Genomic DNA, 15,570 nt, shown 5'->3' with positions numbered 1-15,570 from the left:
GTTCTATCATGAAAGAATTTGAATTTCTAAAAGCAGAGCTTGATAAAATGAAAGAAAATAAAACGTGGCAGCAAATGAAACAAATTGAAACGAAGCAGGGTCCGTCGGTGGAAGTCAAAGGGAAAAACGTGATACAGCTTTCATCGAACAATTATCTCGGTTTGACGTCGCATCCAAGACTTGTCGAAGCGGCCAAACGCGCCGCGGAAGAATTCGGAGCGGGTACGGGGTCCGTCCGTACAATTGCCGGAACATTCACAATGCACAATGAGCTGGAGAAAAAATTGGCAAACTTTAAAAAAACAGAAGCGGCACTTGTTTTTCAATCGGGGTTCACAACGAATCAGGGCGTCTTATCAAGCATTCTTACAAAAGAAGATATCGTGATCTCTGACGAACTGAACCATGCTTCCATTATTGACGGGATCAGGCTGACAAAAGCAGATAAAAAGGTGTACCGCCATGTTGATATGGACGATTTGGAAAGGGTGCTGAAAAAATCAATGAATTACCGCATGCGCCTGATCGTCACCGACGGCGTATTCTCAATGGACGGCAACATCGCTCCTTTGCCTGACATCGTCAAACTTGCAGAGGCGTACGATGCCTTTGTGATGGTCGACGACGCGCATGCTTCCGGCGTACTCGGAAAAAACGGAAGGGGAACGGTTAATCACTTCGGGCTTGACGGAAGAGTCCACATACAAGTGGGCACATTAAGCAAAGCCATCGGAGTGCTTGGCGGTTACGCCGCAGGGTCGCAGGTTCTGATCGATTACCTGCGCCATAAAGGGCGCCCTTTCTTATTCAGCACTTCTCATCCGCCTGCGGTAACGGCCGCATGCATAGAAGCCATTGACGTCCTGCTGGAAGAGCCGGAGCATATGGAAAAGCTATGGGAGAACACGGCGTATTTCAAAGACAAACTGGTTCAAATGGGGCTGACCCTCACAAAAAGCGAAACACCGATCGTGCCGATATTAATAGGGGAGGAAGAAAAAGCCCAGGCATTATCAGACCTTTTATTGACCCGCGGCGTGTTTGCGCAAAGCATCGTGTACCCGACGGTCGCCCAAGGAAAAGCGAGAATCCGCACCATTATTACGGCGGAGCATACAAAAGAGGAGCTTGACCGGGCCCTGGAAGTAATCCGTTCAGCCGCAAAAGAGCTTCAGCTTGTGTAAGGGGGAAATGATTCCCTCTTTTTTATTTCTTATTGATTCTTATTCTCAATAAGGTGTACAATAATAGGCTGGCGGTTGTGCCAAACGCTTTTAACCAGTATACTTGAGGGTGGAAGTTTCGGTTGAAAGGAGACATTCGAACATGAATGAAAAGCAAAAGCAGGAAAGCGGACAAGTGAATCCGGCGGACAAAAAATCCGAAAAGGATTACAGCAAGTATTTTGAAGCCGTATATATTCCGCCTTCTTTAAAAGATGCGAAAAAACGGGGCAAAGAATCCGTTCAATATCATAACGATTTTAAAATCTCAGAAGAATTTAAAGGCCTCGGTGAAGGCAGGAAATTTTATATCCGCACGTACGGATGCCAAATGAACGAGCATGATACGGAAGTCATGGCGGGTATTTTTATGGCGCTCGGTTATGAAGCGACAAATTCGGTTGATGACGCGAACGTTATTTTATTAAACACTTGCGCCATCCGGGAAAACGCTGAAAACAAAGTGTTCGGAGAGCTCGGCCATTTAAAGGCGCTTAAAAAAAACAACCCGGACTTGATTCTCGGCGTCTGCGGCTGCATGTCACAGGAAGAATCAGTCGTAAACCGCATCCTTAAGAAGCACCCGTTTGTCGATATGATTTTCGGCACACACAACATTCACCGTCTGCCGGAACTGTTATCAGAGGCATATTTATCAAAAGAGATGGTCATTGAAGTGTGGTCGAAGGAAGGGGATGTCATTGAGAACCTTCCGAAAGTCCGCAACGGAAAAATTAAAGGCTGGGTCAACATTATGTACGGCTGTGACAAGTTCTGCACATACTGCATCGTACCGTATACCCGCGGAAAAGAACGAAGCCGCCGTCCTGAGGAAATTATCCAGGAAGTCAGAAGACTTGCAAGCGAAGGCTATAAAGAAATCACGCTGCTCGGTCAAAACGTGAATGCGTACGGAAAAGATTTTGAGGATATGACGTACGGTCTCGGTGATTTAATGGACGAACTGCGTAAAATTGATATTCCGAGAATCCGGTTCACGACGAGTCATCCGCGTGACTTTGATGATCATCTGATCGAAGTGCTAGCCAAAGGCGGCAACCTTTTAGACCATATCCATCTTCCGGTTCAATCAGGAAGCTCAGCGATGTTAAAAATGATGGCCCGTAAATATGACCGAGAACGCTATCTGGAGCTTGTCGGAAAAATTAAAGCGGCGATGCCGAACGCTTCACTGACGACCGATATTATTGTCGGTTTTCCGAATGAAACGGATGAACAATTTGAAGAAACCCTTTCGTTATATCGCGAAGTGGAATTTGACAGCGCATATACGTTTATTTACTCTCCTCGTGAAGGCACACCAGCGGCGAAGATGAAAGACAATGTTCCGATGAGGGTCAAGAAAGAACGTCTTCAGCGCCTCAATGATTTGGTGAAAGAAATTTCAGCCAAAAAAATGAAGGAATATGAAGGCAGGACTGTCGAAGTATTAGTTGAGGGAGAAAGCAAAAATAACCCTGACATTCTTGCCGGCTATACGGAAAAAAGCAAGCTCGTCAACTTCAAAGGGCCGAAAGACGCCATCGGCAAGATTGTACGCGTCAAAATCGAACAGGCGAAAACATGGTCGCTTGACGGTGTGATGGCAGGAGAAGCAATCGAGGTGAAATAATAATGACGCTTTACTCAAAGAAAGACATTGTACAGCAGGCTAGGAACCTTGCGAAAATGATTTCTGAAACAGAAGAAGTTGATTTTTTCAAACGCGCTGAGGCGCAGATTAACGAAAATGAAAAAGTCTCTGCGATTATTAATCAGATTAAAACCCTGCAAAAGCAAGCCGTTAACCTGAAGCACTACGAAAAGCTTGAAGCGCTGAAACAAGTGGAAAGTAAAATTGACGCCCTGCAGGAAGAGCTTGAAGGGATTCCGATCATTCAGGAATTCAGAGATTCCCAGATTGAGGTCAATGACCTTCTTCAGCTTGTCGCACATACGATCTCAAATCAGGTGACAAACGAAATCATTACATCTACCGGAGGCAACCTGCTGACGGGAGAAACCGGTTCAAAAGTAAAACATTCGAATAACAGCTGTTCTATTTAAACACGGGGCCTTCATCGGCCCGTGTTTTTTTGCTGTTTGAGAACTAATTGTAATATGTACTAAATTTTCATCATCTCAACGTTTTGTCCTATTTTTACTGGAAAGTTTTATCATACTTAAAAGTAAAGTTTCTGGGCAGGGCTGCATACAATGAAACAGAAACTTTGTATTTTTATATTTTTATTATAAAAATGCACATGAGACAAATGCCCAGCATAAGATAACACGAAGAAGAACAAGGAGGCCTGCCGGAATGTCTGAATACAGGGAAATTATTACGAAAGCGGTAGTTGCGAAAGGAAGAAAATTCACCCAATGCACCAACACGATCTCGCCTGGAGAAAAACCGTCAAGTATATTGGGCGGCTGGATTATCAACCACAAGTACGATGCCGAAAAGATCGGGAAGACTGTAGAAATTGAAGGGTATTATGATATAAACGTCTGGTACTCTTACGCCGATAATACAAAAACGGAAGTTGTAACCGAGAGAGTAAAGTATGTCGATGTGATTAAACTCAGATACAGAGACACAAATTACTTAGATGACGAACACGAAGTCATTGCCAAAGTGCTGCAGCAGCCGAATTGTCTTGAAGTCACCATTTCTCCTAACGGAAATAAAATCGTGGTTCAGGCAGAGAGAGAATTTTTAGCAGAAGTGGTCGGTGAAACGAAAGTCGTCGTCGAAGTCAATCCTGACTGGGAAGAAGACGATGATGATGATTGGGAAGACGATCTTGATGAAGAATTAGAGGACATTAACCCTGAATTTTTAGTCGGAGATCCTGAAGAATAAGTTGAGGCTAGGGGAGTTTAACACCCCAAGTCTCTTTTTTATATATAAAGATATCACTCTTTTGTTTATGTTATAATGGGATTCGGATAAGAGAAGATACATAGTGAGGGATTAAATGATGGCTAGTTACACGCCTATGATACAGCAATACTTGAAGATAAAGGCAGAGCACCAAGATGCCTTTTTATTTTTTCGGCTTGGTGACTTTTATGAAATGTTTTTTGAAGATGCAAAAAAAGCGTCGCAAGAGCTTGAAATTACACTGACAAGCAGAGACGGAGGTTCGGCTGATAAAATTCCGATGTGCGGCGTGCCGTATCATTCTGCGGCGGCTTATATTGAACAGCTGATTAAAAAGGGCTATAAAGTGGCGATCTGTGAGCAGACGGAAGATCCGAAGGCGGCTAAAGGCGTTGTAAAAAGAGAAGTCGTCCAGCTGATCACCCCGGGAACCGTGATGGATGGAAAAGGCATCCATGAGTCGGAAAACAACTTTATCGCTTCCGTTTCCGAATTTCGTAACGGATACGGTCTCGCTTTATCGGACTTAACGACCGGAGAAAACCTGGCCGTATTTATTGAGCGGATTGAAGATGTCATGTCAGAAATTTACTCAGTCGGCGCAAAGGAAATTGTCGTATCAAGCAAGTTTAACGAACATACAGCTGCTCAGCTGAAAGAACGGTGCAGCGCAACGATTTCGATCGAAGACGGGGAAATAACAGAACGCATTGAAATCGCAAAGCACTTGCCGGGCGAAGAGCTGACAGAGACGTTTATGCGTTTATATACGTATTTGCAGAAAACGCAAAAACGGAGCCTGGATCATCTGCAGCCGGTTCAAGTATATGAATTGGAAGAAGCGATGAAAATTGACCTGTATTCAAAACGGAATCTTGAGCTGACGGAAACGATCCGTTCGAAAAGCAAAAAAGGGTCATTGCTTTGGCTTTTAGACGAGACGAAAACAGCGATGGGCGGCCGGCTTCTCAAACAATGGATTGACCGTCCGCTGATCAGGGCATCCCAAATCGAAGAACGCCAGGAAATGGTCGAGACGCTGATCAATCATCTGTTTGAGCGTGAAGACCTGCGCGAGCGCCTGAAGGAAGTATACGATTTAGAACGTCTGGCGGGCCGGGTCGCATTCGGAAACGTCAACGCAAGGGATTTAATCCAGCTGAAAGAATCTTTAAAACAAGTGCCGAGCATTAAAGAGCTTATAGGGTCTCTTAACCATAAAAAAGCAAAAGAACGCGCCGGCTTGATTGATCCGTGCGGAGATTTGCTTGACCTGTTAGAAGAAGCCCTTCATGAAAACCCGCCGTTATCGTTAAAAGAAGGCAACTTAATTAAAGACGGCTATCATCAGAAGCTCGATGAGTACCGTGACGCCAGCAAAAACGGTAAAGACTGGATTGCCAGACTGGAGCAGCAGGAACGCGCTTATACGGGCATCCGTTCATTAAAGGTCGGTTTCAATAAAGTGTTCGGCTATTATATTGAAGTCACAAAAGCAAACCTTCATCTGCTTGAGGACGGGCGGTATGAGCGGAAGCAGACCCTCACAAACGCCGAACGGTACATTACGCCGGAATTGAAGGAAAAAGAAGCGCTTATTTTAGAAGCGGAAAACAACATCTGCGAGCTGGAATATGAGCTTTTTGCCGGACTGCGTGAAAAGGTGAAACAATTTATTCCGCGTCTGCAGCGTCTTGCCAAACAAATGAGTGAGCTGGATGCGCTGCAATGCTTTGCTACGATCAGTGAAAACAGGCATTACACAAAGCCCGTCTTTTCTGATAATGAAGTAAAAGTCATTGAAGGGAGACACCCCGTCGTCGAAAAGGTGATGGACAGTCAAGAATACGTGCCGAACAACTGCCTGATGGGCGATTCGCGGGAAATGCTCCTGATTACGGGTCCGAATATGTCAGGTAAAAGCACGTACATGAGACAGATCGCACTTCTATCGATCATGGCCCAGATCGGCTGTTTTGTACCCGCAAAAGAAGCGGTTCTGCCGATTTTTGATCAAATCTTCACGAGAATCGGGGCAGCGGATGATTTGATTTCCGGACAAAGCACCTTTATGGTGGAAATGCTGGAAGCGAAAAACGCGATTGTGAACGCCACAAAAGACAGCCTGATCCTGTTTGATGAAATCGGCCGCGGGACATCAACGTACGACGGAATGGCGCTGGCACAGGCGATTATTGAATATGTTCATGATCATATCGGCGCTAAAACACTGTTCAGCACGCATTATCATGAGCTGACGGTGCTTGAAGATAAGCTTCCTCAGCTGAAAAACGTTCATGTGCGCGCAGAGGAATATAACGGAACGGTCGTGTTTCTCCATCAAATCAAAGAGGGAGCCGCAGATAAAAGTTACGGCATTCATGTCGCCCAGCTTGCGGAGCTTCCGGACGATCTGATCAGCCGGGCGCAGGAGATTTTGAAACAGCTTGAGCAGACGGGAGATAAACCGGAGCTTCCGGCGGCACCTGAGAAAAAGCCCGCCGTCAAAGAAGAACCGGCACAGCTGTCCTTTTTTGCTGACGGTGAAAAAGAACAGAAGACACCGGCTGTTTCTAATAAAGAAAAACAAGTGCTTGAAGCTTTTAAGTCAATCAATATTCTCGATATGACGCCGCTTGAGGCGATGAATGAAATGTACAAGCTGCAAAAAAAATTAAAATAGAAAGAGGTGACGGACTTGGCAAAAGTCATCCAGCTGTCAGATGAACTCTCAAATAAAATTGCGGCCGGTGAGGTGGTCGAACGGCCTGCATCTGTCGTTAAAGAATTGGTGGAAAACGCCATCGACGCAAACAGCACAGTCATTGAAATCGACATAGAGGAAGCGGGGCTTTCGTCGATTCGGGTGCTCGATAACGGCGAAGGTATGGAAACCGATGATTGCAAGCGGGCTTTCCGCCGCCACGCGACCAGCAAAATCAAAGATGAAAACGACCTGTTCCGGGTGAGAACACTCGGTTTCCGCGGAGAAGCTTTGCCAAGTATCGCGTCTGTTTCTCATCTGGAAATCAAAACGAGCATCGGCGAGGGAGCGGGAACCCATCTCATTCTTCAGGGCGGGAATATCATTTCTGAACAGAAATCCTCCAGCAGAAAAGGAACGGAGATTATCGTTACCAACCTGTTTTTCAATACACCCGCCAGATTGAAATATATGAAAACCGTGCATACGGAGCTCGGCAATATTACGGATGTCGTCAACCGGATTGCTCTTGCGCATCCGGAAGTATCGATCCGTCTCCGCCATCAGGGGAAAAATCTGCTGCAGACAAACGGTAACGGGGACGTGCGCCATGTGCTGGCCGCAATTTACGGGACGGCGGTTGCGAAAAAAATGATACCGCTCCATGTCAGCTCGCTTGATTTTGAAGTCAAGGGCTACATTGCACTTCCGGAAATCACGCGTGCATCCAGAAACTACATGTCATCTGTCATTAACGGAAGATACATTAAGAATTTCCCGCTTGTAAAAGCGGTGCATGAGGGCTATCACACACTTCTGCCGATCGGCCGCCATCCGATTACGTTTATCGAAATTACGATGGACCCGATTTTGGTCGATGTCAATGTCCATCCGTCGAAGCTTGAAGTCCGCCTCAGCAAAGAGACGGAGCTGCATGAGCTGATCCGTGACGGGATAAAGGAAGTGTTTCAAAAGCAACGGCTTATTCCGAGCGCCCAGCTACCGAAAAAATCAGCGCCGGCACCGGCCAAAAACGAACAGCAATTTATGACATTCGAGGAAAGCGCGCCTGAGCGGAAACTTCCTGAAAAAACGCCTGAGCCGTCTTACTCACCGATGAAGCTGAGTTCGGTCGTAAAAGAGCCTGAGCCGGTCATAGAAGAAGAGTCCCTGACCGATGAAGCAGGTCACGGAGTGCCGCCGAAGATCGGCATGCCGGTAACGGAAGCGCCTGTTTCCGATATTCCGGAGCCTGAAGTGGAGGCTGACTCTGAAGAAATACGGGAAGAAAGAGTTCCGGTGATGTATCCGATCGGCCAAATGCACGGGACATATATTTTAGCCCAAAACGAAAACGGCTTGTATATCATTGACCAGCATGCGGCGCAAGAACGGATTAAATACGAATATTTCCGGGAGAAAGTCGGGCAGGTCGAGCCTGAAGTACAGGATATGATCGTGCCGCTCACCTTTCATTATGCGGCAAATGAAGCGCTGATCATTGACCAGCATCAGCATGAGCTTGAAAGCGTCGGAGTATTTTTAGAAGCATTCGGCACGAACAGCTACATCGTCCGCTGCCATCCGGCCTGGTTTCCAAAAGGGGAAGAAGCTGAACTGATTGAAGAAATCATTCAGCAGGTGCTTGACGCCAAACAGATCGATATTAAAAAACTGCGGGAGGAAGCGGCCATTATGATGAGCTGCAAAGGCTCAATCAAAGCGAACCGCCATTTGCGCAACGACGAAATCAAAGCGCTCTTGGACGACCTGCGCCGAACGACAGACCCGTTCACATGCCCGCACGGCCGGCCAATCATTATCCACCACAGTACGTATGAGATGGAGAAGATGTTTAAGCGTGTGATGTAGCAGGGTTCTGGGTGGGATGCACCCCTCGTGCCCACATTTTGCCCACTGATTTTAGCTGTTTAGGTATTTATCAAAACGTTAATGCTGTATATCTTTTCAAAAGCCGCGAAGGGATCAACAAGCCCATTTCCCGGTCGATGGCTTATAAGATTCTAAGGGCTGCCGCTGAGTATGTCGGTTTGGACGATATAGGCACACACGCTGAGGAAAACATTCGGGTACCATTTTTACAAGCAAACAAAAGATGTTGCCATGCTGCAGGCGATTTTCAATCACTCGGACCAGCGGACAACCCTTCGATACATTGGAATCAATCAGGATGCCATGAACAACGCCATGAAGAAATTCAAGATATAAACAGGCTCATCTCATAAACTAGATGAGTCTTTTTTCTGCATATTTTTATTGATTCCCTTCAAAAAGCAAACGTGGAATTCATTTTAGGGATATCGCTTGAAAACAAGGGTGGCAAGGGCTGACGGAACTCGGCAGTTGCACAGTCTATAACATATGGGTAATCCGTGGATTTTGTGGATAAATGGAAAATTTGGGCGTTTTTCGTGATATTATTGTGTTACAGAAGGTGAGCGGCATGAATAGAGGCGCAACAGGTTCAGCGTTAGAAGAGAAAGGCATGGTTTGATAGAACGATACCAAGTAATGAAGGGGTGAGCGGGATGACTGCAGCAGAGCAAAAAGGAATGTACTAAAAAGATTTTGGCAGAAAGTTGGCACGATAACGGCACACCATTTTGTTTTAGATAAGGTATTATGGTAGTAGGTAATAAATCAAGGGAGCGGCACTGCTGATGAGCGGGGTCGCTTTTTGTTGAGGAGGGATAATAATGAGCAGCATTGGAACACCGTCAAAAGGTTTCGAAAACTTCGACGTAACTTGCAAGGGCTGCGGATCAAAGAACCGACACTGGGTTCGAAAATTGGATCGTATGTCGAATTTACCTACTACGAAGACATCTGATAACGATTAAAATACGGAGGTGTTCTCGTTGTTGTATATACAAACTAAAGAAATGCCGAAGAATGAAAAAGATTTCTCTGCGGAAAAAATTCGATGTGATACGGATGAATAAACAGGAGGGGGAGTAGTTAACAAGCTGCTCCCCAGTTCAACTATAAACAAATTTCTATAAAATCTTCACATAGAGGTGTTTTGGTACAGATTCCTTTTTTAAAATCAAGCTTAGTAAACTCTGGATCAACATCTCTTATTTCAATCAATCTCTGGTTAGCTTCTTCAAGCACAGGATGAGAAGAAATATAATCATAGTATTCTGGATTCCCGGATCGTACTGAATAATCAACAGCTAATAAACCTACTCTTTGGAGATTAGATATTGATGAAGCTTGAGCTTTATAATCAACTTGATCTTTAAAATTCAAAATATGTTGTTGAATAACAACATAAGTACCTGCATCATTTTTAGACGCGTCAACTCTTATTGCTGGAAGTTGTTGAAATTGTTTAAAGTTTATCAAGATGGCTGCATCTAATGGCGATAACTGTTTGATTATCTCTACAAATGAAGGATGAACTTTGGAAAATTTTCTACTATCTATAGTAGAAGAAATAAGGTTGGCAAACATTTCTCGTAGTTGTTCTGAATCAATATAGAACTTTGAAGCTTCTATAGCAGGTCCTACTATATTGAGTTCTGGTTCTTTAAGAAACTCCTCAGGAATAACTTGAGTTTTATTTTGCACCTTATAAACATAGTCCTCAAAATTTTGCTTATGGCGAAATTCTTGTTTCCTAGACCATAGTGACACGTGATTGCCAATTCCTAATTTCCATAAATCCGTTAATGTGTCACCTACTGCCTGCGCTGGTTTGCCGGCAGCATTATCAATAAACTTTGGTAGAATACCCATTTTTTAATCCCCCCTTATACTAGTATAGGAGGAAAGTCTCGTGGAAACAATATACAATCATCCTTTTCTAACATCATGGTTTATTTTTCTTGCAGGATTTTGGCTGACAGTAGCTTTAGGGCAAGTCATAAAGAATAGCATTCTTCAGGGTGTTTTTTATGTTCTCTGTAAACTGCGTCCGGTAAATCTCAGGTTAGACTATTAGCGGTTAACGGCGGCTTGAGCGCGAGGGCAGTTTAGAAAGAATATATCAAGCGCTTTCCAATCGGGAGGGCGCTTTTTCTATTGGAGGGATTAACCATGTCTGAAGACAATTTATATGTTGATCAATTTAAAGCGTGGTGCACTGAGCAAGAGCTTCTTTTAAAACAGATTAATTATGACATTGAAATCAGTAAAAGGAAAATCGAATTGAACGAGAAACAAAAGCAGTTGCATCTGGAACGCGTGAATATAGGAATTCAGGAATTCAATAATTGGGCAAAAACTTCTAATCGTGACGAAAGACTGGAGTTACTGAAGGAAGATCAAACAGATGCTACTGAAACACTTTTTTGTGATGGTCAGGAATTCGCAACTATACATGGAAAGAATATGAAGGAGGATGAACAGACTTGAAAATTCCAGTTGTTAAAACGGATGTACCTCTTGATAGAAGAGCAAAAGAAAAAATGCGCATGGAAATTGAAAAGGCAATTAAAACAGGCATCGTAATTCTTGATGGAGGGTTAGACCTTGCAATAATTGAAGTTGAAGACTCCAATATTGTTAATGAAACGTTTATAGAAGCGAAGACTTTTTCTCCTGCTAAAGGCGAGACAGAAGCTGTTGAATATATTGGTGGGCCGATAATTGGCAGTTGTGTCTCGGAAGGAGTGCTAAATCACAAAGAACCAGAACCTTTAAAGACATCGAAAGCAACGCCTTTGCTACAGATTGAGCTTGATGACATTACTTCCGTTCCGCGTGTTTTATATAAAGGCGAAGAAATAAAGAATAAAGTCCGTGTAGATTTCTCTTATCTTACTGGGGATGAGTATGGGATCAAACCGATTTATATTGACATTGTTGCTCATAGAGAAGATGGATCAGTAAGACCAATTAGCCATAACCTAGGTGCAATAAGCATAAATGAAAAAAGGCTCAAGTGATGTTTTCTTTCTATTAAATCTTTGAGGAGGAATAACAATGAATATAAAGGTTACAAAGGATAAGGCATCATGCCTCTTAAACCTCTAAGGATATGCGCTGCCCGCGGGTGTTCCAGCCTCACCCGTGACCGGTACTGTGATACACACAAGACACAACGACAAGAAGAAACGAAACATTACAACAAACATTCAAGAAACAAAACAATAACAAGTTTTTATAAATCAACTGAATGGAAACGAACAAGACAACTTGCTTTGATACGAGACAATTATCTCTGTCAGCATTGTTTGAAAGATCATTGCTTCACTCCGGCTGACATGGTGCATCATATTGTGGAAGTAAAGCAAGATTGGTCGAAACGATTGGACATAAAGAACCTTGAAAGCTTGTGTAACGCCTGTCACAACAAGGCTCACGGCAGTAAGGGCAAGTGACCCTCTCCCCCTAACAAATCTCTGGAAGGGAAACGAACGGAGAACGGCGATCCCCCTTCTGCAAACAAACACCGCTTTTCAAAGTTCCGAAAACAGCAGAAAGCCCCCTCAGCAAATTTGCCGAGAGGGCTTGGTACGACTGGTTTTGTTGTTAATTTCATCGTAACACGATTGGCGAAAAAAACAAGCGAAAAATGCAACTTTTTTGACATGAAATGAGGTGAGTACATGCCGAGGCCTGCAAAATCCGCGACGCTTCAATTGATACAAGGCAACCCAAATAAAAAGAATACGGAAGAGTTGGCAGCCCGGACTGAGCACGAGAAAAAGACAAAAGGCGATCCGATAATATAAAACCGCCAACGTGGTTGGATAAAGTCGAAAAAAAAGGAATTCAAACGAGTTGCTGCTTTATGCGATATAAACATTGTTTATGGACAGCATTTGGTTTGACAGCTCAGAATGCCGTGTTTGGTGTGATCGTCTATATCGTCAATTAATAGTGAAATAATGAAGAAACCCATTCCTGAAAATCTGAATGTTACTCGTGAAAAATCTCTTAAAGGGCTACATGATTATCATGAGTACCTGCTTTTACAAATTCACAGGGAGATGGGGGAAGAATTTAAATCAGAATGGAATTTGGTGAGCTGACAATCTAAAAGAGTCAAAGGGGACTAGTAATTAGCCCCCTTACATTTAGTTCTTCCTGCGGTTTTTTCTATTTTTGATCAAACTGAAAACCACTAAGAGAACTACACCGACAGCAACAATATAAAATGAAATTTCCGCTGCGGCGGTGTTAATATTCTTAAGGACAAGGATAAGCCCTATTAAAATTATAGGAATGATGTAAGTTAGAATTCTTATAGCTTTTGGGCTCGGTTCAGCGTTTCTTTTATTTTCCATAATTACCTCCCGTCTAAAGTTTAACACAGGTTAAATTTGATAATCACCAACAATAGTCCCGTTTAAAGAGGAAACATAAGAGTTTAAGTAATCCATCAAGCGGCGTACGTGCCGTTTGGTCCAGAAGATGCTTTACTCTAGCATAAAAGATTACTCAGGGGAGAATGCTCCGGCGTTCTAAGTTTTGGACTGTATTCTGGCAAAAGAAAGTGAAGAAACAACATCTTGTGTGTGAATTACGTCGTATCTTTCTAATTCGAATTGTGTGTTAATGCCAACTCATAAACATAACATTGAAATTCGGTGTAAGGAGCTAATGTATTCTGATATATTTTGAGGAAGCCGCCGTAGGGGTTTAGTTTAGCTTGAAGAAAAGGATTGAAATATACCATCCTTCATTTTCTGAATAAAATTACCTGAAGAATTCATCTAAATGAACATCCTGATTTCCTGATATATCAGCATAGCAATTTGTAAAAAAGGCCCAGACTGGTGCTTTTGGCGGGAGCAGAAAGTTTTTTAAACTTTACCGGAAAATCCATGGAAAAACGTGGTGCCATCTGGTAAAGTGGTTACAGTCGGCTGGGCGGCGGCAGCAGTCTGCCCGGATCTTTTAAATGGGAATGGTGACAATGGATCATACATATGAAGTGCATCAAATCAAAACTTATCACCAGATGTGGTCCAACTATTGTTATATTATCGCAGACCGCTCAAAAAAATCTGCGATAGCGGTGGATCCGTCCTGGGAAATCGATAAAATAACCGATAAACTGCATGAATTGGATGTTGATTTATCAGCTATTTTATTAACACATTCGCATTATGACCATGTAAACTTGGCGGAGCCGCTTCAGCAAATCTATCATTCTGATATATACATGTCGTCGGCGGAAATCGATTTCTATCAATTCCGGTGCAGAAACTTAATAGCGCTTGAAGACGGCCAAACCTTTGCGGCCGGAGGGTTTATCATCAGAAGTATACTGACCCCGGGACATACGGCCGGGGGAATGTGCTATTTGCTATCTGATCACCTTTTTACCGGTGACACCGTGTTTACAGAGGGGTGCGGTATATGTGAGGACAGGGGCAGCTCAGCTGAAGATATGTTTCACAGTATACAGAGGATCAAAGCCTCTATTCCGCCGCATGTGCGTGTGTATCCGGGGCACTCCTTCGGGGAGAAGCCGGGTCAAAAAATGGAGAGTCTTTTGAAAAACAATATTTACTTTCAGATTGAAAAAAAAGAACATTTCGTGAATTTCCGCAACAGAAAAAATCAAAAAGGGCTGTTTCATTTTAAGTAGCGTATAATTTGGTTCTATCTAACTAGTTTTTCTTTTGGGGCACGGAACTTCTGAAATGAAATGATAGTTATTGCTCGCTTTTGGGTGATGAATGGCTGAGTAACGGTAGTTTGCGGATAAAAGCGCCGGGCAGGCCGAATGGGACATTCTGCTTACGTCTGTTCCAAAAGCCCTGAGTCCGCCTTCCGTCAGGGAAAAATAGGCATTATTCAGGATTCCGCATAGGATAAATTAACTTGACATGGTATTTTTGTGAAGTTACTATCAACTTGAACATGCTTCTTAACTGAATCCGAGAAAGGATGGCTGAGAAAATGATCACATACTTATTCCCCGGACAAGGTTCTCAAAAGCAGGGAATGGGGAGCTCATTGTTTGATGAATTTAAAGACTTAACGGAGCAGGCTGATGAAACACTCGGATATTCCATGAAACGGCTTTGTCTTGAGAATCCGTATTCCAACCTTCACAAGACGCAGTTCACCCAGCCTGCTTTATATGTTGTAAACGCGTTAAGCTATTTGAAAAAAATCCAAGATAATGACATAAAGCCGGATTATGTGGCCGGCCACAGTTTGGGAGAATATAATGCGCTGTTTGCAGCAGGTGCTTTTGATTTTATTACCGGCCTGCAGCTTGTCCGTAAAAGAGGCGAATTAATGAGTATGGCCACTGACGGAAAAATGGCCGCCGTTATGGGGTTAACTGCAGCTCAAGTGTCAGACGCCCTTCAAACGAACGGATTACATACGATTGATATTGCCAATATGAATTCTCCTCACCAAGTTGTCATATCCGGACGCAAAGAAGACATTGAAAGAGCCAAAAGCGTATTCGAAGGATTAAAAGACGTTACGATGTTTCATCCGTTAAACGTCAGCGGCGCTTTTCACTCGAGATATATGAGCGAAGCAAAACAAGAGTTCGAAAAATTTTTACAGTCATTTCATTTTTCTGCTATATCAATTCCTGTCATTTCTAATGTGCATGCCAGACCTTATGAGCAAGACGGAATCCACTCCGTTCTGGCCGATCAGATCGACCACTCAGTGCGATGGAACGACAGCATCCGCTATCTGCTGGACAAAGGGCGGATGGAATTTGAAGAAGTCGGCCCGGGCCATGTGCTGACAGGACTTATTCACCGCATCAAAAAAGAAACTGAAGCTTCACCCGCCATGTAGCGGAA

The 15,570-nt window shown here is 43.6% G+C and carries 13 protein-coding genes and 2 pseudogenes; 13 read left to right on the top strand and 2 right to left on the bottom strand.

Going from position 1 to position 15,570, the window contains the following annotated elements; translation table 11 throughout:
• Nucleotides 1-5 precede the first annotated feature (5 nt).
• The 7 genes and pseudogenes from OWN49_RS00790 to OWN49_RS00760 all read left to right on the top strand — a co-directional run.
• Nucleotides 6-1,184, top strand: a complete 1,179-nt coding sequence (locus OWN49_RS00790; RefSeq protein ID WP_109955188.1) for a glycine C-acetyltransferase — start codon at nucleotides 6-8, stop codon at nucleotides 1,182-1,184.
• A 142-nt stretch (nucleotides 1,185-1,326) separates the two neighbouring features.
• Entirely contained in the window at nucleotides 1,327-2,856 is a 1,530-nt protein-coding gene (gene miaB, locus OWN49_RS00785) for a tRNA (N6-isopentenyl adenosine(37)-C2)-methylthiotransferase MiaB (RefSeq protein WP_003154116.1), read from the top strand.
• Nucleotides 2,857-2,858: 2 nt separating this feature from the next.
• A complete protein-coding gene (locus OWN49_RS00780) occupies nucleotides 2,859-3,290 on the top strand; it encodes a RicAFT regulatory complex protein RicA family protein (RefSeq protein WP_003154113.1) in 432 nt (143 codons plus the stop codon).
• A gap of 253 nt (nucleotides 3,291-3,543) precedes the next feature.
• Nucleotides 3,544-4,089, top strand: a complete 546-nt coding sequence (gene cotE / locus OWN49_RS00775; protein WP_003154111.1) for an outer spore coat protein CotE — start codon at nucleotides 3,544-3,546, stop codon at nucleotides 4,087-4,089.
• Between the two features lie 118 nt (nucleotides 4,090-4,207).
• Nucleotides 4,208-6,793 (top strand): DNA mismatch repair protein MutS, encoded by a 2,586-nt coding sequence (mutS, locus tag OWN49_RS00770; RefSeq protein WP_077723155.1) that lies wholly within the window; start codon nucleotides 4,208-4,210, stop codon nucleotides 6,791-6,793.
• A 15-nt stretch (nucleotides 6,794-6,808) separates the two neighbouring features.
• Nucleotides 6,809-8,686, top strand: coding sequence for a DNA mismatch repair endonuclease MutL (gene mutL, locus OWN49_RS00765; RefSeq protein WP_038463888.1), 1,878 nt, complete (start codon nucleotides 6,809-6,811; stop codon nucleotides 8,684-8,686).
• An 89-nt stretch (nucleotides 8,687-8,775) separates the two neighbouring features.
• Nucleotides 8,776-9,043, top strand: a pseudogene (locus OWN49_RS00760) (tyrosine-type recombinase/integrase); the annotation flags it as partial.
• A gap of 774 nt (nucleotides 9,044-9,817) precedes the next feature.
• Here OWN49_RS00760 and OWN49_RS00755 read toward each other — a convergent pair.
• Nucleotides 9,818-10,576: a DUF4393 domain-containing protein gene (locus OWN49_RS00755; protein WP_077722214.1), complete on the bottom strand. Its 759-nt coding sequence runs from the start codon at nucleotides 10,574-10,576 to the stop codon at nucleotides 9,818-9,820.
• Between the two features lie 300 nt (nucleotides 10,577-10,876).
• On the opposite strand from OWN49_RS00755, the gene OWN49_RS00750 reads away from it, so the two are divergent.
• From OWN49_RS00750 to OWN49_RS19445, 4 genes and pseudogenes are all read left to right on the top strand, one after another.
• The gene (locus tag OWN49_RS00750) at nucleotides 10,877-11,194 is read left to right on the top strand and encodes a hypothetical protein (RefSeq protein WP_077722215.1); all 318 of its coding nucleotides are present in this window, start codon (nucleotides 10,877-10,879) and stop codon (nucleotides 11,192-11,194) included.
• On the top strand, nucleotides 11,191-11,727 hold the full coding sequence (locus tag OWN49_RS00745; protein ID WP_225979752.1) for a hypothetical protein: 537 nt from the start codon (nucleotides 11,191-11,193) through the stop codon (nucleotides 11,725-11,727). The genes OWN49_RS00750 and OWN49_RS00745 overlap by 4 nt, the downstream gene beginning before the upstream one ends.
• A gap of 69 nt (nucleotides 11,728-11,796) precedes the next feature.
• Complete coding sequence (locus OWN49_RS00740; protein WP_076983109.1) at nucleotides 11,797-12,162, top strand: HNH endonuclease; 366 nt, start codon at nucleotides 11,797-11,799, stop codon at nucleotides 12,160-12,162.
• Nucleotides 12,163-12,390: 228 nt separating this feature from the next.
• Nucleotides 12,391-12,576: pseudogene (locus OWN49_RS19445) on the top strand (phage terminase small subunit P27 family); the annotation flags it as partial.
• 285 nt (nucleotides 12,577-12,861) lie between these two features.
• Here the strand turns inward: OWN49_RS19445 and OWN49_RS00735 are convergent.
• The gene (locus OWN49_RS00735) at nucleotides 12,862-13,071 is read right to left on the bottom strand and encodes a hypothetical protein (protein WP_077722217.1); all 210 of its coding nucleotides are present in this window, start codon (nucleotides 13,069-13,071) and stop codon (nucleotides 12,862-12,864) included.
• A gap of 632 nt (nucleotides 13,072-13,703) precedes the next feature.
• Between OWN49_RS00735 and OWN49_RS00730 the strand changes: the two genes are divergently transcribed.
• Nucleotides 13,704-14,381 (top strand): MBL fold metallo-hydrolase, encoded by a 678-nt coding sequence (locus tag OWN49_RS00730; protein WP_003154103.1) that lies wholly within the window; start codon nucleotides 13,704-13,706, stop codon nucleotides 14,379-14,381.
• Between the two features lie 314 nt (nucleotides 14,382-14,695).
• The gene (gene fabD / locus OWN49_RS00725) at nucleotides 14,696-15,565 is read left to right on the top strand and encodes an ACP S-malonyltransferase (protein ID WP_146276802.1); all 870 of its coding nucleotides are present in this window, start codon (nucleotides 14,696-14,698) and stop codon (nucleotides 15,563-15,565) included.
• Nucleotides 15,566-15,570: the final 5 nt, after the last annotated feature.

Source organism: Bacillus sp. NEAU-242-2, assembly GCF_027853835.1.
GTDB lineage: Bacteria > Bacillota > Bacilli > Bacillales > Bacillaceae > Bacillus > Bacillus velezensis.
Note: the sequence above shows the minus strand (reverse complement) of the source record. Positions and strands in the feature narration are given on the sequence as shown.